This is a genomic window from Tepidiphilus succinatimandens, assembly GCF_006503695.1.
Classification (GTDB): Bacteria; Pseudomonadota; Gammaproteobacteria; order Burkholderiales; family Rhodocyclaceae; genus Tepidiphilus; species Tepidiphilus succinatimandens.
This window is the reverse complement of the sequence record NZ_SBIK01000017.1, coordinates 1-22,178: the sequence shown is the minus strand read 5'-3', so window position 1 is coordinate 22,178 and position 22,178 is coordinate 1. Positions and strand designations below refer to the sequence as shown.

The window sequence follows — 22,178 nt, the reverse complement described above, 5'->3', positions numbered from 1 at the left end:
TTGCTCAATGGATTCTTTTGCCCGCGAAACCTTGCCCGTGCCCCTCGAAGAGGAGATGCGGCGCTCTTATCTCGACTACGCCATGAGCGTCATCGTCGGCCGGGCTCTGCCCGACGTGCGCGACGGCTTGAAGCCCGTGCATCGGCGCGTGCTCTACGCCATGCACGAGTTGGGCAACGACTGGAACAAGCCCTACAAGAAGTCGGCGCGCATCGTCGGCGACGTGATCGGTAAATACCACCCGCACGGCGACACGGCCGTCTACGACACCATCGTGCGCATGGCGCAGGATTTTTCCCTGCGCTATCCCCTCATCGACGGTCAGGGCAACTTCGGCTCGGTCGACGGCGACAGCCCCGCGGCCATGCGCTACACGGAAATCCGCATGTCGCGCATCGGGCACGAGATGCTGGTCGACATCGACAAGGAAACCGTCGATTTCGGTCCGAACTACGACGGCAGCGAGCGCGAGCCGCTGGTGCTGCCTTCCCGCATTCCCAATCTGCTCATCAACGGTTCGAGCGGCATCGCGGTGGGCATGGCCACCAACATCCCGCCGCACAACCTCGGCGAGGTGGTGCGGGCGTGCCTGGCGTTGCTGGAAAACCCCGAGCTCTCCGACGACGATCTGATGCAGTACGTACCGGCGCCGGATTTCCCTACTGCTGGGCTCATCGTCGGGCTCGAAGGGGTGCGCGAGGGCTACCGTACGGGGCGGGGCCGCGTGGTGATGCGGGCGCGCACCCATTTCGAGGAGATCGGCCGCGGCGACCGGCAGGCGATCATCGTCGACGAGCTGCCGTATCAGGTCAACAAGAAGACGCTGCTCGAGCGCATCGCCGAGCTCGTCAATGAGAAGCGCATCGAGGGCATCAGCGAGATCCGCGACGAGTCGGACAAGTCCGGCATGCGCGTGGTCATCGAATTGAAGCGCGGCGAGCATCCCGAGGTGATCCTCAATCAGCTCTTCAAGCACACGCAGATGCAGGATACCTTCGGCATGAACCTGGTGGCGCTCGTCGATGGTCGGCCGCAGACGCTCACGCTCAAGGCCCTCGTCGGGCACTTCCTTGCGCACCGGCGCGAGGTGGTGACGCGGCGCACCGTCTTCGAGCTGCGCAAGGCGCGCGAGCGCGGGCACATCCTGGAAGGTCTGGCGGTGGCGCTCTCCAACGTCGACGAAATCGTCGCGCTCATCAAGGCTTCGCCCACGCCGGCTGCGGCGAAAGAGGCGTTGCTCGCGCGCCGCTGGCATTCGCCGGTGGTGGCGGAGCTGGTGGCGCGCGCAGGCGAGGATGCCGGGCGTTTCCGTCCCGAGGGGCTGGGGGCCGAGTTTGGCTGGTCGGAGGAAGGTTATCGCCTGTCGGAAGTGCAGGCACAGGCGATCCTGGATCTGCGCCTGCAGCGCCTCACGGGGCTCGAGCAGGACAAGATCGTGCAGGAGTACCGCGAGGTGATCGAGCGCATCGCCGATCTGCTCGACATCCTTGCCAGGCCCGAGCGCGTCTCGGCCATCATCGCCGAGGAGCTGCGCCAGATCGCCGCCCAGTACGCCGATCCGCGCCGCAGCGAGCTGGTGCTCGAAGCCGACGAGATCCGCCTCGAAGACCTGGTGGCGCCACAGGACATGGTGGTCACGCTGTCGCACGCCGGCTACGTCAAGCGCCAGCCGCTCGACGACTACCGGGCGCAGCGCCGCGGCGGGCGCGGCAAGCAGGCGGCCGCGGTCAAGGAGGAAGATTTCCTCGAGCAGGTGTTCGTGGCCAATACCCACGACTGGGTGCTGTGCTTCTCCAGCCGCGGGCGCGTCTACTGGCTGCGCGTCTTCGAGCTGCCCGAGGGGGCTCGCGGTGCGCGCGGCAAGCCCATCGTCAACCTCGTGCCCATGGGGCCGGACGAGCGCATCCAGGCCGTACTGCCGGTGCGTGAGTTCGACGATGCGCACTACGTCTTCTTCGCCACCGCCTCCGGCGTGGTGAAGAAGACGGCGCTGTCGGCATTCGCCAATCCGCGCAAGGCCGGGATCGTGGCGCTGTCGCTCGACGACGGCGACCGCCTCATCGGCGTAGACCTCACCGACGGGACCTGCGACGTGATGCTCTTCTCCGACGCGGGCAAGGCGGTGCGCTTCGCCGAAGACGACGTGCGGCCGATGGGGCGCGAGGCGCGCGGTGTGCGCGGCATGGCGCTCGAAGACGGTCAGCAGGTGGTGTCGATGCTGGTGGTGCGCGACGAGTCCGGCTCGGTGCTCACGGCCACGGAGGCGGGCTACGGCAAGCGCACGCCGGTGGCCGAATTCACCCGCCACGGGCGTGGCACCAAGGGGATGATCGCCATCCAGACCAGCCGCCGCAACGGCCGTCTCGTGGCCGCTTGCCTGGTGCAGCCGGGCGATGAGATCATCCTCATTTCGCAGAACGGGGTGCTGATCCGCACTTCGGTCGACGACATCCGCGAGATGGGCCGTTCCACCCAAGGGGTGACGCTGATGGCGCTGGACGACGGCGACCGCTTGGTGACGGTGGTGAAAGTGGCGCGTACGCCGGTGGTCGGGGACGAGGACGAAGGGGAAGACGATGCGGGTGTATAACTTCAGTGCCGGGCCGGCGATGCTGCCGGAGCCGGTCCTGCGCACGGTGCAGGAGGAGCTGCTCGACTGGCACGGGATCGGCTCGAGCATCATCGAGGTGAGCCATCGCGGCAAGCACTTTTCAGAAGTGATCGCGCGGGCGGAGGCCGATCTCCGCAAGCTGCTCTCCATTCCCGAGGACTACGCCGTGCTCTTCCTGCAGGGAGGGGCGACGCTGCAGTTCTCCGCCATCCCCATGAACCTGCTCGGCGGCGGCTCGGCCGATTACGTCGTCACCGGCGCCTGGTCGCAGAAGGCGTTTGCGGAGGCGCAGCGCATCGCGCCCGTGCTCGGCGGCAGGGTCCGTCTGGCCGGCTCCACCGAGGAAAGCGGCTTTACCCGCGCGCCGCGCCCCGAGGAGCTTTCGCTCGATCCCAATGCGCGCTACGTGCATGTGTGCACCAACGAGACGATCCACGGCGTGGAGTGGCTGGAGCTCGAGGCGCTGCAAGCCTCTGGCGTGCCCCTCGTTGCCGACATGTCCTCGCACCTGCTGTCGCGCCCGATCGACGTGCGCCGCTTCGGCCTCATCTATGCCGGGGCGCAGAAAAACATCGGCCCGGCGGGACTGACGCTCGTGATCGTGCGCCGCGATCTCATGGCCTCGCCCTGGGAGGGCACCCCGCCGGTGCTGCGCTACGACCGCATGGCCGAGAACGGCTCGATGCTCAATACGCCGCCCACGTTTGCCATCTACGTCGCCGGGCTGGTTTTTCAGTGGCTCGAATCGCTCGGCGGGCTCGCGGCGATGGCGCAGTGCAACGAAGCCAAGGCGCGTCTGCTCTACGAGTGCATCGATGCCACGCCCTTTTACCGCAACGCCGTCGAGCCGCGCTGGCGCAGCTGGATGAACGTGCCCTTTCGTCTCGCCGACGAGTCTTTGAACGAAACGTTCCTGCAGCAAGCCGAGGCCGCCGGGCTCAAATACCTCAAGGGGCACAAGATGGTGGGCGGCATGCGGGCTTCCATCTACAACGCCATGCCGCTCGAGGGGGTGGAGGCGCTCGCCGCCTTCCTGCGCGATTTTGCCGTGCGGCATGCCTGAGCAAGGGGGGAGGGAATGGACGAGTCGGAACTCTTGGCGCTGCGCCGCCGTATCGATGCCATCGACGAGGAGATCCTCAAGCTGCTCTCCGAGCGCGGGCGCTGTGCGCGGCGCGTGGGCGAGCTCAAGCAGGGGGCGATCTATCGCCCCGAGCGCGAGGCGCAGGTGTTGCGCCGCATCGCCGCGCTCAACCCCGGGCCGCTGCCCGAGAGCGCCGTGCGCACCATCTTTCGCGAGATCATGTCGGCCTGCCTCGCGCTCGAGCAGCCGCTCAAGGTAGCCTATCTCGGCCCGGCCGGGACCTTCTCCGAGGCGGCCGCGCGCAAGCATTTCGGCAGCGCGCCGCAGTTCGTGTCGCTTGCTTCCATTGACGAGGTCTTTCGTGAGGTCGAGGCGGGCAACATCGACTACGGCGTGGTGCCCATCGAGAATTCGGTCGAGGGCATGGTAGGGGTCACACACGATTTGCTCCTGCTGCATCCGCTGCAGATCTGCGGCGAGGTGATGCTGCGCATCCACCAGCACCTCATGTCGCTCGCCCCGAGCCTTGCGGCGGTCAAGCGCGTCTATTCCCACGCCCAGTCGCTCGCGCAGTGCCACGAGTGGCTCTCGCGCCATCTGCCCGACGTGCCCTACGTGCCGGTGGCGAGCAACGCCGAGGCGGCGCGCCTTGCCGCGCAGGATCCGGACGCGGCGGCCATCGCCGGCGAGGCGGCGGCCGAGCGCTATGGGCTCACGGTGCTTGCGGCCAACATCGAGGACGATCCGAACAACACCACGCGTTTCCTCGTCATCGCCAAACACGACGCCGCCGGCCCTTCGGGGCGGGACAAGACTTCGCTCGTGTGCTCCGCGCCGAACAAGCCCGGCGCCATGCACCGTCTGCTCGAACCCTTGGCGCACTATGGCGTTAGTATGACCAAGCTGCAATCGCGTCCGGCCAAGAGCGGGCTGTGGGAGTATGTCTTCTACATCGACGTCGAGGGACATCGGCTCGACGAACCGGTGCGCCAGGCGCTTGCGGCGCTCGAGGAACGCGCCACCTTCCTCAAGCTGCTCGGTTCCTATCCGGCCGCGGCGTGGTGACTTTGGGCAACAGCGCGACGAGGAGAAGCTATGCGCGTCATCGATCACGTTCCGGCGGCGATTCGCTCGCTCGCCCCCTATCAGCCCGGCAAGCCCATCGAGGAGCTCGCGCGCGAACGCGGCCTGAACCCGGCCGACATCGTCAAGCTCGCCTCGAACGAGAATCCGCTCGGCATGAGTCCCAAGGCGCGGGCCACGCTGGAATCGACTGCGGCCGAAGGGGCCCGTTATCCCGACGGCAATGGCTTCGTGCTCAAGGAGGCGATTTCCCGTAAATTCGGCGTCGCGCCCGAGCGCCTGGTGCTTGGCAACGGCTCGAACGACGTGCTGGAACTGGCCGCGCGCATCGTGCTGCAGCCAGGTACCGAGGCCGTGTATTCTCGATACGCTTTTGCGGTCTATCCGCTGGTGACGCAGGCGCTGGGGGCAAGGCCGGTCCAAGTGCCCGCCAGGGACTACGGGCATGACCTCGAGGCGATGCTCGCAGCGATCACCCCGCGTACGCGCGTCGTCTTTCTTGCCAATCCGAACAATCCTACCGGCACTTTCGTGTCCGGCGAGGCGCTGGCAGCGTTCCTCGAACGGGTACCCGAGGACGTGCTGGTGGTGCTCGACGAGGCCTACGGAGAATACCTCGATCCTGCCGAGCGCTACGACGCGCTCTCCTGGGTCGATCGCTTCTCCAACCTGCTCGTGTGCCGGACGTTTTCCAAGATCTATGGGCTTGCCTCGCTGCGTGTGGGCTACGGCGTGGCGCGTCCCGAGCTCGTCGATGTGATGAACCGCATCCGGCAGCCCTTCAATGTCAATTCCTTCGCGCTTACGGCAGCGGCAGCGGCGCTCGAAGACGAGGCGTTCGTCGCGCGCAGCGCCGAGCTCAACCGCCGGGGTCTGCAGCAACTCTATGAAGGATTCGCGCGGCTGGGCTTGCGCTGGGTGCCTTCGCGCGGCAACTTCGTGATGGTGCACGTGGGCGATGCGGCGGCGGTCAACGAGGCGCTGCTCGATCGCGGCGTGATCGTGCGGCCGATCGCCGGCTACGGTCTGCCCGAGTGGCTGCGCGTCACCGTGGGTCTGCCCGAAGAGAACGCCCGCTTTCTCGAAGCGCTCGCCGACATTCTTCCCACCTGAGGGGGTCCCATGAAGACGAAACCGGTGGGACGCCTGGTCGTGTGCGGTGTCGGGCTCATCGGCGGCTCGTTCGCGCTCGCCCTCAAGGCGGCCGGCCTGGTGCGCGAGGTGGTGGGCGTGGGGCGTTCGCAGGCGTCCCTCGAGCGGGCGCTCGCCTTGGGGGTGATCGATCGGGCCGCCGCGGACTGGGCCCAGGCGCTCGCCGGGGCGGAAGTCGTGCTGCTCGCCATGCCGGTGGGGCAGACGGAGGCGGTGGTCAAGGCCATGGCGCCGCATCTGGCGCCGGGCACCCTGGTCACCGATGCAGGCAGCACCAAGCGCAACGTGATCGAGGCGTTTTACCTGCACCTGGGAGGACATCTGGCGCACGCCGTGCCGGGGCATCCCATCGCCGGGGCGGAGAAGAGCGGCTGCGAGGCGGCCGATGCGACGCTCTTTCGCGGCCGCAAGGTGGTGCTCACACCGCTGCCCGAGAACGAGCCCGGTAGCGTGCTGCGCGTGGCGCAGCTCTGGCAAGCCTGCGGCGCGATCATCCGCGAGATGTCGCCGCAGGAGCACGACCGCGTCTTCGCCGCGGTGAGCCATCTGCCGCACGTGCTCGCCTACGCCCTGGTGCACGACCTCGCCGAGCGTGCCAACGCCGAGCAGCTCTTCGAGTACGCCGCGGGCGGCTTTCGCGACTTCACCCGCATCGCCGCGAGCCATCCCGAAATGTGGCGCGACATCTGCCTCGTCAATCGCCAGGCGATCCTCGCCGAGCTCGATCAGTATCTCTCGGAGCTCGCCTTCATCCGCGCCCTGCTGCTGTCGGCCAACGGCCCGGGACTGGAGGAGGTCTTCGCCAAGGCGCGCGCGGCGCGCATGGCCTGGGGCGAGCGCTACGTCAACGACGCCAACGGCGGAGGTTCCGACGAATGAGCGCCTTCCTCGATTTGCCACCTGCGCGGTGCGCCCAGGGCAGCGCGCGGCTGCCGGGCAGCAAGAGCATCTCCAATCGCGTGCTGCTGCTCGCGGCGCTCGCCGAGGGTGACACCCACATCCATGACCTGCTGCACTCCGACGACGTCGCGCGCATGCTCGAGGCGCTCGAGGCGTTGGGCGTGCGCTGGGAGCGCACCGGCGCGCACGACTACGTGGTCCATGGCACGGCTGGCGCTCCCTTCCCGGTGCGTGAGGCCGAGCTCTTCCTAGGCAATGCGGGTACGGCCTTCCGGCCGCTCACCGCCGTGCTCGCCTTGATGGACGGGGAATACCGCCTGCGCGGGGTGCCGCGCATGCACGAGCGGCCCATCGGCGATCTGGTCGAGGCTTTGCGTCAGCTTGGGGCGCGCATCGACTATCTGGAGAACGAGGGCTATCCGCCGCTCGCGATCCATCCGCCCGCGCCCGTCTCCGTCGAGACCGTCCGCATCCGGGGCGACGTCTCCAGCCAGTTTCTCTCGGCGCTCCTCATGGCGCTGCCCTTGCTCGGCCGGCCGATCACCGTCGAAGTCGTAGGGGAGCTCATCTCCCGTCCCTACGTGGCCCTCACCCTCGCGCTGATGGCGCGATTCGGCGTGGAACTCGTCGAGCGCGACGGGCGCTTCCACTACGATGGCCAGGCGCGCTACCGCTCGCCAGGGGAAGTCTACGTCGAGGGGGATGCCTCTTCGGCTTCCTATTTCCTCGCCGCCGGGGTTCTGGGCGGTGGACCGGTGCGCGTCGAGGGCGTGGGGCGGACGAGCCTGCAAGGCGACGTGCGTTTCGCCGAGGCCCTGGAGGCGCTCGGCGCCCGGGTCGCGATGGGAGAGAACTGGATCGAGGCGTCTGCCCCTGAAAACGGTCGACTGCGCGCCTTCGACCTCGATCTCAACCACATTCCGGATGCGGCGATGACGCTGGCGGTCGTGGCGCTCTTCTGCGAGGGGCCGTCTCGCCTGCGCCACATCGGCAGCTGGCGGGTGAAAGAGACCGACCGCATCGCCGCCATGGCCACCGAGCTGCGCAAGCTCGGCGCCACGGTCGAGGAGGGGCCGGATTTTCTCGTCATCACCCCGCCCGAGCGGCTGCAGCCGGCGGCGATCGCCACCTACGACGACCATCGCATGGCGATGTGCTTTTCGCTGGCGGCTTTCGGCGACATCTACGTGCGCATCCTCGAGCCCGAATGCGTCAACAAGACGTTTCCCGAGTATTGGCAGGTGTACCGCTCGGTGGTACGGCCGGTGCCGGTGGTGGCGATCGACGGGCCGACGGCAAGCGGCAAGGGCACGGTGGCGGCGCGCCTGGCCGAGCGGCTTGGCTGGCACTATCTCGACAGCGGTGCGCTCTACCGGCTGGTCGCGCTCGCGGCGCTGCGCCGCGGCCTGGCGACCGAGGATGCCGCGATGCTCGCGCGGCTTGCGCGCGACCTGGACGTGCGTTTCTCCGGCGATCGCATCCTTCTTGCCGGCGAGGACGTGACCGAGGCCATCCGGACGGAAGAAGTCTCCGCCGCGGCCTCACGCATCGCCGTACACGGCACCGTGCGCGAGGCGCTCCTTGCGCGCCAGCGGGCTTTCCGCCGCCGTCCGGGGCTCGTGGCCGAGGGGCGCGACATGGGCTCGGTCGTCTTCCCCGATGCCGAGCTCAAGGTCTTTCTCACCGCCTCCGTCGAAGTGCGCGCCGAGCGGCGCTTCAAGCAGTTGATCGACAAAGGAATGTCTGCTAGCATTGAAAGATTGCGTGAAGAGCTCGAGGCGCGCGACCGGCGGGACCGGGAACGCGCCATCGCCCCTCTGCAGCAATGCCCCGACGCCTTGCGGCTCGACACGTCCCACATCGGCGTGGAAGAGGCCGTGGAGGCCATTTTCGATTGGGTCCGGACGCGCGGGCTTGCGTGATCCGGGAATTTTCATTCACTCTTTTTGTCTTGCGTTTTTCCTGATGGAGAAACGTCTTTGGAAACCGAAACGATGAACTCAACCGCCGTAGCCACTCAACCCACCGAAACCCAAGAAAGCTTCGCCGATCTCTTCGAGCAAAGCCTCGTGCTGCAGGAGATGACGCCGGGGCAGGTGATCACCGCCGAGGTCGTCGGTATCGACGACAACTTCGTCATCGTCAATGCCGGCCTGAAGTCCGAGAGCTACATCCCCAAAGACGAATTCATGAACGACCGCGGCGAGCTCGAAGTCAAGGTCGGTGACTTCGTGCACGTGGCGATCGAGGCCCTCGAAGACGGCTACGGCGAAACGCGCCTGTCGCGCGAGAAGGCCAAGCGCCTGGAAGCCTGGAACGAGCTCGAGCAGGCTTTCGAAGAAGGCCGCATCGTCAAGGGGGTGGTCACCGGCCGCGTCAAGGGCGGCCTCACCGTCATGGTCAATGGATTGCGCGCCTTCCTGCCCGGTTCCCTCGTCGACATCCGCCCGATGAAGGACACTACTCCGATCGAGGGTAAAGAGCTCGAGTTCAAGGTCATCAAGATCGACCGCAAACGTAACAACATCGTCGTGTCGCGCCGCGCCGTGCTCGAAGAGACCATGGGCGAGGATCGCGAAAAGCTGCTCGAGTCCCTGCAAGAGGGCTCCATCGTCAAGGGTGTGGTCAAGAACATCACCGATTACGGTGCCTTCGTCGACCTGGGCGGCATCGACGGGTTGCTGCACATCACCGATCTCGCCTGGCGCCGCGTGCGCCATCCGTCCGAAGTCGTCAACGTCGGCGACGAGGTCGAGGCCAAGGTGCTCAAGTTCGACCGCGAGAAGATGCGCGTCTCCCTGGGCTTGAAACAGCTCGGCGAGGATCCCTGGGTCGGCATCTCCCGCCGCTATCCGGCCGGCACGCGCCTGTTCGGCAAGGTCACGAACCTCACCGACTACGGCGCTTTCGTGGAAATCGAGCCGGGCATCGAAGGGCTGGTGCACGTCTCCGAGATGGACTGGACCAACAAGAACATCCACCCGAGCAAGGTGGTGCAGGTCGGCGACGAAGTCGAGGTGATGATCCTGGAAATCGACGAGGACCGCCGTCGCATTTCGCTCGGCATGAAACAGTGCAAGCCCAACCCGTGGGAAGAGTTCGCCCAGAATCACAAGAAAGGCGACAAGGTCCGCGGCCAGATCAAGTCGATCACCGATTTTGGCGTCTTCATCGGCCTGGAAGGGGGCATCGATGGCCTGGTGCACCTCTCCGACCTCTCCTGGACCGAGCCGGGTGAGACGGCCGTGCGCCGCTACAAGAAAGGCGACGAAGTCGAGGCCGTGGTGCTCGCCGTCGACGTCGAGCGCGAGCGCATCTCGCTGGGCATCAAGCAGCTCGAGGGCGACCCCTTCACCAACTACATCGCCACGCACGAGAAGGGCTCCGTGGTCACCGGTACCGTCAAGTCGGTCGAACCCAAGGGTGCCGTGATCCAGCTCGAGGACGAGGTCGAGGGCTATCTGCGCGCCTCCGAGGCGGCGGCGCATCGCGTCGACGATCTCACCCAGCTCCTGCACGAAGGGCAGCAGGTGGAAGTGGCCATCGTCAACGTCGATCGCAAGAATCGCAGCATCAATCTGTCGATCCGCGCCAAGGAGCAGGCCGAGCAGGCCGAGGCGCTCAATCGGCTGGCGGGTGAAGGTGCCTCCGCCAGTGGCACGACTAGCCTCGGTGCGTTGCTCAAAGCCAAACTCAACGAACAGAAACAGTCCTGATCGACCAGCGGCCATGACCCGTTCCGAATTGATTGAACGGCTGGCCGCGCGTTTCCCGCAGCTACCGTCCAAAGATGTGGAGCTTGCCGTGAAACTGATCCTGCAGGCGATGGGCGAGACGCTCGTCGCCAATGGCCGCATCGAAATCCGCGGCTTCGGCAGTTTCACGCTCACGTATCGCCCGCCGCGCATGGGGCGCAACCCGAAAACGGGTCTGCCCGTGCCGGTGCCGGCGAAATACGTGCCGCATTTCAAGGCGGGCAAGGAACTGCGCGAACGCGTGGACCGGCACAAGGCCCCGGAGCCGGCGGCCGTGTGTTGACGGCACCTCGACTAACCTGCTGCGCAACGGTCTTTCGAGGCGCCTTTGACCGCCTGGCGCTCGTCCCGAGAGAGGCGGCCCGCGAGGGCCGCTTCTTTTTTTTCGTCCGGCTTGGGATAATCGCACGGTGCGGACAGGGGTTCCGCCAACCAGGGGAAACGAGATGCGAATGTTCGTTTGGGTGCTCCGGTTCGTCGTCTTCGGCGTGCTCGTCGCCTTCGCGGCGCAAAATCATGCGCCGGTGACCGTGGAATGGTTCGGCCGGCAATGGCAGGCGCCGCTCGCCGTGGTGCTGCTCGTCACGGCCCTGGTGGGAATCCTGCTCGGCCTGAGCTTCACGTTGGGTACCCTCGTGCGCCAGAAATGGACGCTGTCCCGCCTTCGTCGCCGTCTGGAGACGGCGGAGCGCACGAACGAGAACCCTGGTCGCACGCTGCCTACCGCATGAACGAACTCCAACTCTGGTGGCTGCTGCTGCTGCCCGTCTTCTTCGGCGTGGGCTGGGTGGCCGCGCGCATCGACATGCGCCAGGTGGTGCGCGCTTCGAGCCGCCTGCCGCGTATCTACCTCACGGGGCTCAATCACCTGCTGCACGACGAACTCGATCAGGCGATCGAGGCGTTTCTTTCTGCCGCGCGTGAGAACCCCGCCACGCTGGAACTGCAGCTGGCGCTGGCGGTGCTCTTTCGCCGGCGCGGTGAATTCGATCGCGCGATCCGTATCCACCAGGAACTGCTCGCGCGCGAGGATTTGAGCGAGGAGCGTCGCAGCGAGATCCTTGCCGAACTGGCGCTCGATTATCACAAGGCCGGATTCTTCGACCGTGCCGAAGCGCTCTACGCCGCCTTGCAGCAGACCGAGCGCAAACATTGGGCGCTCGCCCAGCTGCTGGAGATCTATCAGGTCGAGAAGGACTGGCGCAAGTGCATCGACGTGGCTACGCGCCTGGCGCGGGACGATAGCCCCGTCTGGCGCGTCCGGCTCATCCATTACCACTGCGAGCTCGCGGCGCTCGCGCTGACTGCCGAACGCTGGGACGAGGCCGGGCACCACCTCGAGCAGGCGCGCGCGATCGAGCGGCACGCCGTGCGTCCGATTCTGCTCGAAGGAGAGCGGCATTTCCTGCAGGGACGGTTCGAGGCGGCGTTCGAAGAGTGGCTCACGCTCGAGCGTATCGCCGTGGAGCATCTGCCGCTGGCGATCGACCGGCTCATGGCGGTGGCCGAACGCTGCGGCTGGCAGGCGAAGCTCTTGAAGCGCATGCGGCAGTGGCTGCACCGCTACCCGCAGCTCGACCTGGTCGAGCGCTATGTCGAGTTCGAGGCGCGCCACGGCGAGCCGGCCACGGCCATGCGCCTGTTGCAAGGGCTGCTGCGTCAGCAGCCCAGCCTCATCGTGCTCGACGAATACCTGCTGCTGGTGGCGCGCCACGTCGATCCGGCCTGGCTCGCCGACGTCGAGCGCGTGCGGGAGGTGGTGCACGGCTACGTGCAGCGGCTGGCGCGCTATCGCTGCACGCAATGCGGCTTCAAGGCGCGACGCCACCTGTGGCGCTGTCCTGCCTGCGGTCAATGGGAGACGTTCGGCCCGGCGCGCGTCATCGAGATCGACGCGATCGCCGGTCATTGAGAGGAAAAGAGCAATGTTCGAGACGATAGAATCCTGGGTGGGCAAGACGCCGCTCGTGCGTCTGCAGCGTCTGGGGGCGGGGGAGAACAACGTGCTGCTCGCCAAGCTCGAGGGCAACAATCCCGCCGGTTCGGTGAAGGATCGCCCGGCGCTGGCCATGATCCGCGGTGCCGAGGCCCGCGGCCAGATCAAGCCGGGCGACACGCTCATCGAGGCCACCAGCGGCAACACCGGCATCGCGCTCGCCATGGTGGCGGCGATCCGGGGCTATCGCCTGATCCTGGTGATGCCGGAAAACCAGAGCGTCGAACGGCGCCAGATCATGAAGGCTTATGGCGCCGAACTCGTGCTCACGCCCAAGGGCGGCGGCATGGAGCTCGCCCGCGACGTCGCCGAGCAGATGCAGCGCGAAGGCAAGGGCGTCATCCTCGATCAGTTCTCCAATCCCGACAACCCCCGGGCGCACTACGAAACCACCGGTCCCGAGCTGTGGGAGCAGACGGCGGGGCGCATCACCCACTTCGTCTCCAGCATGGGCACGACCGGCACCCTCATGGGCGTGGCGCGCTACCTCAAGGAAAAGAATCCTGCCGTCGTCACCGTCGGCTGCCAGCCGGAGGAAGGATCGCAAATCCCGGGCATCCGCAAGTGGCCTGCGGAATATCTGCCGAAGATCTATCGCCCGGAGCTCGTCGACCGGATCGAACCGATCACCCAGGCCGAGGCCGAGGAAATGGCGCGGCGGCTGGCGCGTGAGGAGGGGATCTTCGCCGGCATCTCTTCCGGCGGGGCGCTGGCAGCGGCCCTGCGCGTGGCTTCCGGGGTGCGCGATGCGGTCATCGTCTTCGTCGTGTGCGATCGCGGCGACCGCTATCTCTCCACCGGCGTCTTTCCCGCCTGACGATGAGTGCGCCGACGCTCGTTTTCGACCTGGAGACGATCCCCGACGTGGCAGCGTTGCGGCTGCTCCACGAGCTGCCCGACGCGCTGTCCGACGAGGAAGTGGTGGAATACGCCGCCCAGCGCCAGCGCGCCCGCAGCGGCAGCGACTTTCTGCCGCATCACCTGCAGCGCATCGTGACACTGGCCGGCGTCTGGGACAATGGGCACGACGTGAAAGTGTTTTCACTGGCCGCGCCCGAACTGGACGAGGCCGAGATCCTGCGTCAGTTCTTCGCCGCCATCGACAAGAAACGCCCCCAGCTCGTGACCTGGAACGGCGGCGGCTTCGACTTGCCGGTGCTGCACTACCGCAGCCTGTTGCACGGCGTGCAGGCAAGCGCCTATTGGGAAGTGGGAGAGCGGGAGTCGGAATACCGCTACAACAACTACCTCGGGCGTTTCCACTGGCGCCATCTCGACTTGATGGACGTGCTCGCCGGCTACCAGACGCGCGCCGCCGCACCGCTCGACCAGATCGCCCGGCTGCTCGGTTTTCCCGGCAAACTCGGCATGGACGGCGGGCAGGTGTGGGGCGCCTGGTGCCGGGGCGAAGCCGCGGCGATCCGGGCGTACTGCGAGACCGATGCCGTCAATACCCATCTCGTCTTCCTGCGCTTCCAGTGGCTGCGCGGCAAGCTCGACGAGAGGGAACTGAAGTCCGCTCTCGATCGCCTGCGCGAACATCTCGAAAAACTCCCCGGTGCGCACTGGCGCGAATTTTTGGCGCAGTGGCCCTTGACAGCCGCCGATCCGAAGATATAATCCCCACCTCTAACAGGCGCGTAGCTCAGTTGGTTAGAGCACCACCTTGACATGGTGGGGGTCGTTGGTTCGAGTCCAATCGCGCCTACCAGATTCTAGGAGCTTCTCATGATCCGAACTACCCTGCGCTCTTCCTGACCGCCTCACCGGGGAAGAAGCTCCTGTACCAAGAATGCGGCCCGGTGGCCGCATTTTTTTTTGCCTGCGAGACACGAACATGATTCGAATCACCCTGCCCGATGGATCCATCAAGGAATTCCCCGCGCCCGTGACGGTGCGCGAAGTGGCCGAGTCGCTCGGTCCGGGGCTTGCTAAGGCCGCGCTCGCCGGCAAGGTCGACGGGCGTCTCGTCGATCTGTCGCACCGCATCGAGCACGATGCTCGCGTCGAGATCGTCACCGATCGCAGCCCCGAAGGTCTGGAGATCCTGCGCCACTCCACCGCGCATCTGCTCGCGCACGCCGTCAAGGAGCTCTTTCCCGAGGCCCAGGTGACCATCGGCCCGGTGATCGAAAACGGCTTCTACTACGACTTCGCCTACGACCGTCCTTTCACCCCCGAGGATTTGGAGAAGATCGAAGCCCGCATGCGCGAGCTCGCCTCCCAAGCCATCCCCGTGGTGCGTGAGGAGTGGCCGCGCGACCAGGCGATCGAATTCTTCAAATCCCTCGGGGAGCACTACAAGGCCGAGATCATCGCCTCCATTCCCGAAGGGGAGACCATTTCCCTCTACCGGCAAGGTGGCTTCATCGACCTGTGCCGCGGTCCGCACGTCCCCTCCACCGACAAGCTCAAAGCCTTCAAGCTCACCAAAGTGGCCGGAGCCTATTGGCGGGGCGATGCGCGCAACGAGCAGCTGCAGCGCATCTACGGCACCGCCTGGCCCGACGAGAAGTCGCTCAAGGCCTATCTGACCCTGCTCGAAGAGGCCGAGAAACGCGATCATCGGCGGCTCGGTCAGCAACTCGACCTCTTCCACTTCGAGGACTGCGCGCCCGGCGCCGTCTTCTGGCATCCCAAGGGCTGGCGCATCTTCCAGGCCCTCATCCAGTACATGCGCGCCCGCCAGGAAGCGGCCGGCTACGTCGAGGTCAACACCCCCGACGTCATGGACCGCTCGCTGTGGGAGCTCTCCGGCCACTGGCAGAACTATCGCGACCACATGTTTACCACCCAGACCGAGGACGGTCGCGTCTTTGCCTTGAAGCCCATGAACTGCCCCGGGGCGGTGACCATGTTCAAGCACGGGCTGCACAGCTACCGCGATCTGCCGCTGCGCATGGCCGAATTCGGCAAGGTGCACCGCTACGAGCCTTCCGGCGCCCTGCACGGGCTGCTGCGCGTGCGCCACTTCACGCAAGACGATGCGCACATCTTCTGCACCCCCGAGCAGATGGAAGAAGAGTGCCGCACCGTCGTGCGTCTCATCATGGACATCTACAAGGATTTCGGCTTCGAGCAGGTGCGCGTCAAGCTCTCCACCCGCCCCGAACACCGCATCGGCAGCGACGAGATCTGGGATCGGCTCGAAGGGGCGCTCGCACGGGCGCTCGAATCCATGGGCATGAGCTACGAGCTCTTCCCTGGCGAGGGCGCCTTCTATGGGCCCAAGCTCGAATTCGTGCTGCGCGACGCCATCGGCCGCGACTGGCAGTGCGGCACCCTGCAAGTCGACATGAATCTGCCCGAGCGCTTCGACCTCGAATACGTGGCCGAGGACAACACGCGCCAACGGCCGGTGATGCTGCACCGGGCGCTCTTCGGCTCGCTCGAGCGCTTCACCGGGATCCTCATCGAACACTACGCCGGGGCGCTGCCCGCCTGGCTCGCGCCGGTGCAGGCCGTGGTGCTCAGCATCGCCGAGCGTCATGCCGAGTATGCACAGCAGGTGGCCGATGCGCTGCGACGCCAAGGTTTTCGCGTCGAGACCGATTTGCGCAACGAAAAGATAAACTATAAAATCCGCGAGCACAGTGTGCACAAAATCCCTTACCTGCTCGTCGTCGGCGACCAGGAGCGGGAATCGGGAGGGGTGGCGGTGCGCGCCCGCGGCAACCTCAACTTGGGTTCCATGCCGCTCGACGGTTTCATCGCGCGTCTGCGCGAGGAGATCGAGCGCAAGTCGCCCGCCCCTGCGTCCAGTCAGACATAGGAGAGCAAGACCATCGCACAGGAAAAGAAAGTACGCGTCAACGACGAAATCGACGCGCCGCAAGTTCGCTTGATCGGAGAGGACGGAGAGCAGCTGGGCGTCGTGCCGCTCGCCAAGGCGCTGGCGGTGGCCGAGGAGGCGGGGCTCGATCTCGTCGAGATCGCGCCCATGGCCAATCCGCCCGTGTGCAAGGTGATGGACTACGGCAAGTACCGTTACCAGGAGCAGAAAAAAGCGCAGGAAGCCCGGCTCAAGCAAAAGCAGATCCAGGTCAAGGAAATCAAGCTGCGTCCGGGGACCGACGAGAACGACTACCAGATCAAGCTGCGCAACCTGCGCCGTTTCCTCGAAGAGGGGGACAAGGCCAAAGTCACGTTGCGCTTCCGCGGGCGGGAGCTGTCACACCAGGAGCTGGGCATGCGCCAGCTCGAGCGTATCCGCGAGGATCTGGCCGACATCGGCGTGGTCGAGCAGATGCCCCGGCTCGAAGGGCGGCAGATGGTGATGGTGATCGCGCCCAAGAAAAGCAAATAGATGATGGTCTTGCGCTTCGATTCGCGGTAAAATAAAAGCTTTCTCGCCGTCGAGGCGAGAAAGGGCGCCGCGGCGGTTCGGTCGCGGTGCACCACAAGTGAAGCCGGGCCCATAAACGCCTCCGCCGGAGGCTGCCTGGCGTCATGTCATAGGAGAGCCTTCATGCCCAAGATGAAAACCAAGAGCGGGGCCGCCAAGCGTTTCAAAGTGCGCTCGAGCGGCAGCATCAAGCGTTCCCAGGCGTTCAAGCGCCACATCCTGACGAAGAAAAGCCCCAAGCGCAAGCGCCAGCTGCGCGGCATGGTCGAGGTCCATCCGAGCGACCTGTCCCTCGTCAAGAAGATGATGCCTTACGCCTGATAGGAGAACGACATGCCTCGCGTCAAACGCGGTGTCACCGCCCGTGCCCGCCACAAGAAAGTCCTAGCCCTTGCCAAAGGCTATCGCGGCCGCCGCAAGAACGTCTACCGCATCGCCAAAGAAGCGGTGATGAAGGCCGGCCAGTATGCCTACCGCGACCGGCGGCAGCGCAAGCGCCAATTCCGTGCCCTGTGGATCGCCCGCATCAACGCCGCCGCGCGCGAGTGCGGCCTCACCTACAGCGCGTTCATGAACGGACTCAAGAAAGCCAGCGTCGAGGTCGACCGTAAGGTGCTCGCCGACCTGGCCGTGTTCGACAAGCCGGCATTTGCTGCTCTCGTCGAACGGGCGCGCGCCCAGCTCTCCGCCTGAACCCACGAAGACGGCGGCGAAAGGGCAGCTCGAAGAACCGTCGCGAGCGGCTGCAGGGCAAGGCGCCCGGAGCGCAGGATGCGAGACCTATCGCCCAGATAGGCGAGCATCCGAGCACCGCGCAACACCGCCATGCAGCCGCGCAGCAGGTTATACGAGGTGTCCAAAAGGAGGCGCTTGCCTCCTTTTTTACTTTGGCAGCAGGAGCAAGCGATGATCGATCCGGATGGCTTGGTGGAATCGGCGCGGCAGGCATTTGCCGCCGCGGCCGATCCGGCCGAGTTGGAGCGCGTCAAGGCGCGTTTCCTCGGCAAGGCGGGCGTCGTCACCGAGGCGCTCAAAAGTCTGGCAAATCTTCCGCTGGAAGAGCGCAAGCGCGCTGGCGCGGCGATCAACCGGGCCAAGGCACAAATCGAGACGCTGCTGGAGGAGACGCGTGAGGCGCTCGCCCGGCGTCGGCTCGAAGCGCAGCTCGCCGCCCAGGCGCTCGACGTGACCCTGCCGGGGCGCAATGGGAGTATCGGCGGTCTGCATCCGGTCACACGGACGCTGGAGCGCGTCGAGGCGCTCTTTCGCTCGATGGGCTTTGCTTCCGTCGATGGCCCCGAGATCGAGACCGACTGGCACAACTTCACCGCGCTCAACACGCCGGCGGACCACCCGGCGCGCTCCATGCACGATACCTTCTATCTGCAAGGGCGCGACGACGTCGTGCTGCGCACGCATACCAGCCCCGTGCAGATCCGCGCCATGCTCGCGCATACCGCGCGGCATCGCGACGCGGCGTCGATGCCCGATCTGCGCGTCATCGTCCCCGGGCGCGTCTATCGCGTCGATTCCGACGCCACCCATTCCCCCATGTTCCATCAGCTCGAGGGACTGTGGGTCGGCAAGGACGTGGCGTTCGCCCACCTCAAAGGCGTCATCGCCTCCTTCCTGCGCGCCTTCTTCGAGACCGAGGCGCTCGCCGTGCGCTTTCGCCCTTCCTTCTTTCCCTTCACCGAGCCCAGCGCCGAGATCGACGTGCGCTTCACGAGCGGCGCACTCGAGGGCCGTTGGCTCGAGATCGCCGGCTGCGGCATGGTGCATCCCCAGGTGCTGCGCAACGGTGGCTTCGATCCCGAGTCGGTGCGCGGATTCGCCTTCGGCATGGGGCTCGACCGCCTCACCATGCTGCGCTATGGCATCAACGACCTGCGGCTCTTCTTCGAGAGCGACCTGCGCTTCCTCGCGCAATTCCGCTAAAGAGGCCCATCATGAAGTTTCCCGAACGCTGGTTGCGCGAATTCTGTGATCCCCCTCTCTCGGCGGAAGAACTCGGCGAGCGGCTCACCATGGCCGGGCTCGAACTCGAATCCCTCGAGCCGGCCGCGCCGCCCTTCAGCGGCGTGGTCACCGCCCGCATCCTCGGCGCCGAACCGCATCCCAATGCCGACAAGCTGCGCGTGTGCCAAGTCGACGTAGGGGGCGAAACGCCATTACAGATCGTCTGTGGCGCACCCAACGCCCGGGCCGGCATCGTCGTGCCCTGCGCCCTCGTCGGGGCCCAATTGCCGGGCGGGCTGGTAATCAAGCGTGCCAAGCTGCGCGGCGTCGAATCGCAAGGGATGCTGTGCTCGGCGCGCGAACTCGGTCTGAGCGAGGATCACTCGGGGCTGCTCGAACTCGACCCGGACCTGACACCCGGCCAGGACATCCGCCAGGTACTCGAACTCGACGAAGCCGTCTTCGACGTCTCGCTCACGCCCAACCGTGCCGACTGCCTCAGCATCCTGGGTATCGCGCGCGAGGTTTCGGCGCTCACCGAAGCGCCGCTGCGCCTGCCGCGCATCGATCCGGTCACGGCGACGCTGGACGCCGTCCGGCCTATCCAGCTGGCGGTCCCCGAAGCGTGCCCGCGCTACCTCGGTCGAATGATCCGTGGGGTCGATGCCAAGCGCCCCACGCCCGAATGGATGCGTCGCCGGCTCGAGCGCAGCGGCGTGCGTGCCATCCATCTGCTCGTCGACATCACCAACTACGTGATGCTCGAACTCGGCCAGCCGCTGCACGCCTTCGACGAGGCCAGGCTGCGGGGCGGCATCACCGTGCGCTGGGCTCGGCCGGGCGAGACCCTGCCGCTTTTGAACGAGCAGCGCGTCACACTCGCGCCCGACGTGCTCGTCATCGCCGACGAGGGAGGCCCCGTCGCGATGGCCGGCATCATGGGCGGCGAGGGCAGTGGGATCACGCTCGACACCACCGACGTCTTTCTCGAGAGCGCCTTCTTCGCTCCTGCCGCCGTGGCCGGACGCGCGCGTCGCTACGGGTTCGTTTCGGAAGCCTCGCATCGCTTCGAGCGCGGCGTCGATCCCGAACTGCCGCGCCGCGCCCTCGAGCGCGCCACTGCCCTCGTGCTCGAACTCGCTGGCGGCGCTGCCGGCCCCATCAACGAAACCGTCGCCCCCGAGCACCTGCCGCGCCGTGATCCCATCTGGTTGCGGTCCGAGAAAGTCCCTGACGTACTTGGCATCCCTTTATCATTCGATCGCATTCTCGCCCTGTTGCGGCGCGACTTCATCGACGTGCAGCAAAACGGAGGAGTGGTCATCGCCCAGGCCCCGAGCTGGCGTTTCGATCTCGCCATCGAAGAAGACCTGATCGAGGAAGTCGCCCGACTGCATGGCTACGACGAGATCCCGGCGCTCACCCCGCTCGCACCCATGGCGCCCCTGCCCGTGCCCGAGGGCGAGCGTACGAACGCGGACGTGCGCGCCCGCCTCGTGCTGCGCGACTACCATGAAGTCATCACCTATGCCTTCATCGACGAGGCGCTCGAGCGCGAACTCCTAGCCAACGCCGCACCGATCCTGCTCACTAACCCGATCGCCCGGAACATGAACGCCATGCGCAGTTCCCTCTGGCCGGGGCTGCTGCAGGCGCTGCAGACGAACCGCAAGCGCCAGCAGGCACGCGTGCGCCTCTTCGAGCTCGGCCGCTGTTTCCTGCGCGACGAATCCGCCGATGCCGCCGTGCCCGGTTTCGCCCAACCGCTGCGGCTCGCCGCGCTCGCTGCCGGCCCCGTCGTGTCCGAACAGTGGGGCGTCCCTTCCCGTCCGGTAGACTTCTACGATCTCAAAGGCGACCTGGAAGCGCTTCTCGCGCCGCTCGTCCCCCGCTTCGAGCCTGCCGCTCACCCCGCGTTGCATCCAGGACGCAGCGCGCGCGTGCTTCTCGAGGGGCGAGCCGTCGGCTGGATTGGCGAATTGCATCCCGAATGGGTGCAGCGGCTCGAACTCGGCACTGCGCCCCAGCTCTTCGAGCTCGAGCTCGACGCAATCCGCCGTCGCCCCGCGCCGCACTACGTTCCCGTGTCGCGCCAGCCCGTCGTGCAGCGAGACCTCGCCTTCGTGGTCGACGCGAACGTGCCGGCGCAGACCCTGCTCGATGCGTTGCGCAGCGAAGCCCCTGCTTGGGTGCGTCAGATCACGCTCTTCGACGTCTATCAGGGGCAAGGTGTCGAGCCAGGCAAGCGCAGCCTTGCCTTCCGCCTCACCCTGCAGCATGACGAGCACACACTCACCGACGAAGAGATCGACGCGCTGCTGCAGCGCCTGTGTGCCCAGATCGAGACGCAATTCGGTGCCCGCCTGAGGCAACAATGACGATGAGGAACATCCCATGACTGCCCAGCTCACCAAGGCCGAGCTCGCCGACATCCTGTTCGAGCGCGTCGGCCTCGCCAAACGCGAAAGCAAGGAGCTCGTCGACGCCTTTTTCGCCGAGATCGAAGACGCGCTCGAACGCGGCGAAACGGTTAAACTTTCCGGATTCGGCAATTTCGAGCTGCGCGACAAGCCGCAGCGCCCGGGGCGCAACCCCAAGACCGGCGAAGAAGTTCCCATCCCGCCACGGCGGGTGGTCACCTTCCACGCCAGCCAGAAGCTCAAACACGCCGTGGAGCGACTGACGCATGGAGAAGAAACCCGCTGAGGGCGGCGCCTTGCCGCCCATCCCACCCAAGCGCTACTTCACGATCGGCGAAGTAGCGCAGCTGTGCGACGTCAAACCCCACGTGCTGCGCTACTGGGAGCAGGAATTCACCCAGCTGCGACCCGCCAAGAGGGCCAATCGCCGCTACTATCAGCACCACGAAGTGCTCCTCGTGCGCCGCATCCGGCATCTGCTCTACGACGAAGGCTATACCATCGCCGGGGCGCGTCAGCGACTCGGCGAAGAGCACCTCGTCGAGGCCGCAGCCAGGGCGGCCCTCGAACAATTGCGCACCCGCGTACAGCAGGTTCGCGGAGAGCTCGAATCGCTCCTCGGGCAGTTGCGTAGCTGAAGAAAACCGCAAGGGGGCTTGCGTCGCGTCGCATGACTCCCTATAATTCGCCTCCCTGCCGCGGAAGCGGCGCCCTCCGTAAGGTAGAGGATGTTGGGAGGGGTTGACAGCGGTAGGGGAGTAAGGAATAATGCTGGTTCTGCCGCGCTGCTGAGGTGGTGTGGTGGGAAGGGAAGGTTCTTTAAGAATTTGGGGACAGCCGAGCGGTGTGGGTGCTGGCGAGGGGTAGAGCGCT

Annotated in this window: 20 protein-coding genes and 1 tRNA gene; all 21 read left to right on the top strand. The window is 66.2% G+C overall.

The window, feature by feature from the left end; translation table 11 throughout:
- Nucleotides 1-7 precede the first annotated feature (7 nt).
- The 21 genes from gyrA (at nucleotide 8) to EPD82_RS10110 (ending at nucleotide 21,943) form a co-directional block, all read left to right on the top strand.
- Complete coding sequence (gene gyrA / locus EPD82_RS10210) at nucleotides 8-2,590, top strand: DNA gyrase subunit A (protein ID WP_055424121.1); 2,583 nt, start codon at nucleotides 8-10, stop codon at nucleotides 2,588-2,590.
- Entirely contained in the window at nucleotides 2,577-3,674 is a 1,098-nt protein-coding gene (serC, locus tag EPD82_RS10205) for a 3-phosphoserine/phosphohydroxythreonine transaminase (protein WP_141056586.1), read from the top strand. Before gyrA ends, serC begins: the two co-directional genes overlap by 14 nt.
- A gap of 15 nt (nucleotides 3,675-3,689) precedes the next feature.
- Nucleotides 3,690-4,760 (top strand): prephenate dehydratase, encoded by a 1,071-nt coding sequence (pheA, locus tag EPD82_RS10200; protein ID WP_055424119.1) that lies wholly within the window; start codon nucleotides 3,690-3,692, stop codon nucleotides 4,758-4,760.
- A 30-nt stretch (nucleotides 4,761-4,790) separates the two neighbouring features.
- The gene (gene hisC, locus EPD82_RS10195) at nucleotides 4,791-5,891 is read left to right on the top strand and encodes a histidinol-phosphate transaminase (protein WP_141056585.1); all 1,101 of its coding nucleotides are present in this window, start codon (nucleotides 4,791-4,793) and stop codon (nucleotides 5,889-5,891) included.
- Nucleotides 5,892-5,900: 9 nt separating this feature from the next.
- A complete protein-coding gene (locus EPD82_RS10190; RefSeq protein ID WP_055424117.1) occupies nucleotides 5,901-6,809 on the top strand; it encodes a prephenate dehydrogenase in 909 nt (302 codons plus the stop codon).
- The gene (locus tag EPD82_RS10185) at nucleotides 6,806-8,752 is read left to right on the top strand and encodes a bifunctional 3-phosphoshikimate 1-carboxyvinyltransferase/cytidylate kinase (protein ID WP_141056584.1); all 1,947 of its coding nucleotides are present in this window, start codon (nucleotides 6,806-6,808) and stop codon (nucleotides 8,750-8,752) included. Before EPD82_RS10190 ends, EPD82_RS10185 begins: the two co-directional genes overlap by 4 nt.
- A gap of 72 nt (nucleotides 8,753-8,824) precedes the next feature.
- Nucleotides 8,825-10,546, top strand: coding sequence for a 30S ribosomal protein S1 (gene rpsA, locus EPD82_RS10180; RefSeq protein WP_141056583.1), 1,722 nt, complete (start codon nucleotides 8,825-8,827; stop codon nucleotides 10,544-10,546).
- A 13-nt stretch (nucleotides 10,547-10,559) separates the two neighbouring features.
- A complete protein-coding gene (locus EPD82_RS10175; protein WP_055424115.1) occupies nucleotides 10,560-10,868 on the top strand; it encodes an integration host factor subunit beta in 309 nt (102 codons plus the stop codon).
- Nucleotides 10,869-11,037: 169 nt separating this feature from the next.
- The gene (locus EPD82_RS10170) at nucleotides 11,038-11,316 is read left to right on the top strand and encodes a LapA family protein (RefSeq protein WP_170210825.1); all 279 of its coding nucleotides are present in this window, start codon (nucleotides 11,038-11,040) and stop codon (nucleotides 11,314-11,316) included.
- A complete protein-coding gene (locus EPD82_RS10165; RefSeq protein WP_141056581.1) occupies nucleotides 11,313-12,497 on the top strand; it encodes a lipopolysaccharide assembly protein LapB in 1,185 nt (394 codons plus the stop codon). The genes EPD82_RS10170 and EPD82_RS10165 overlap by 4 nt, the downstream gene beginning before the upstream one ends.
- 13 nt (nucleotides 12,498-12,510) lie before the next feature.
- A complete protein-coding gene (gene cysM / locus EPD82_RS10160; protein WP_141056580.1) occupies nucleotides 12,511-13,398 on the top strand; it encodes a cysteine synthase CysM in 888 nt (295 codons plus the stop codon).
- A gap of 2 nt (nucleotides 13,399-13,400) precedes the next feature.
- Nucleotides 13,401-14,201, top strand: coding sequence for a 3'-5' exonuclease (locus EPD82_RS10155; RefSeq protein ID WP_055424111.1), 801 nt, complete (start codon nucleotides 13,401-13,403; stop codon nucleotides 14,199-14,201).
- 14 nt (nucleotides 14,202-14,215) lie between these two features.
- Nucleotides 14,216-14,292: transfer RNA gene (locus EPD82_RS10150), tRNA-Val, on the top strand.
- A 126-nt stretch (nucleotides 14,293-14,418) separates the two neighbouring features.
- Nucleotides 14,419-16,353, top strand: coding sequence for a threonine--tRNA ligase (gene thrS, locus EPD82_RS10145; RefSeq protein WP_055424110.1), 1,935 nt, complete (start codon nucleotides 14,419-14,421; stop codon nucleotides 16,351-16,353).
- A gap of 12 nt (nucleotides 16,354-16,365) precedes the next feature.
- Entirely contained in the window at nucleotides 16,366-16,887 is a 522-nt protein-coding gene (infC, locus tag EPD82_RS10140) for a translation initiation factor IF-3 (RefSeq protein ID WP_072247979.1), read from the top strand.
- Nucleotides 16,888-17,049: 162 nt separating this feature from the next.
- Nucleotides 17,050-17,247, top strand: a complete 198-nt coding sequence (rpmI, locus tag EPD82_RS10135) for a 50S ribosomal protein L35 (protein ID WP_028873846.1) — start codon at nucleotides 17,050-17,052, stop codon at nucleotides 17,245-17,247.
- Between the two features lie 12 nt (nucleotides 17,248-17,259).
- Nucleotides 17,260-17,619, top strand: a complete 360-nt coding sequence (gene rplT, locus EPD82_RS10130; RefSeq protein ID WP_055424109.1) for a 50S ribosomal protein L20 — start codon at nucleotides 17,260-17,262, stop codon at nucleotides 17,617-17,619.
- Nucleotides 17,620-17,832: 213 nt separating this feature from the next.
- Nucleotides 17,833-18,864 carry a phenylalanine--tRNA ligase subunit alpha gene (pheS, locus tag EPD82_RS10125; protein WP_141056579.1) on the top strand — a complete coding sequence of 344 codons (1,032 nt, stop codon included), beginning with the start codon at nucleotides 17,833-17,835 and terminating at the stop codon, nucleotides 18,862-18,864.
- Between the two features lie 11 nt (nucleotides 18,865-18,875).
- Nucleotides 18,876-21,263 (top strand): phenylalanine--tRNA ligase subunit beta, encoded by a 2,388-nt coding sequence (pheT, locus tag EPD82_RS10120; RefSeq protein WP_141056578.1) that lies wholly within the window; start codon nucleotides 18,876-18,878, stop codon nucleotides 21,261-21,263.
- Nucleotides 21,264-21,279: 16 nt separating this feature from the next.
- Nucleotides 21,280-21,591, top strand: a complete 312-nt coding sequence (locus EPD82_RS10115; protein ID WP_055424106.1) for an integration host factor subunit alpha — start codon at nucleotides 21,280-21,282, stop codon at nucleotides 21,589-21,591.
- Nucleotides 21,572-21,943 carry a MerR family transcriptional regulator gene (locus EPD82_RS10110; RefSeq protein WP_055424105.1) on the top strand — a complete coding sequence of 124 codons (372 nt, stop codon included), beginning with the start codon at nucleotides 21,572-21,574 and terminating at the stop codon, nucleotides 21,941-21,943. The genes EPD82_RS10115 and EPD82_RS10110 overlap by 20 nt, the downstream gene beginning before the upstream one ends.
- The last annotated feature ends 235 nt before the right edge of the window (nucleotides 21,944-22,178 follow it).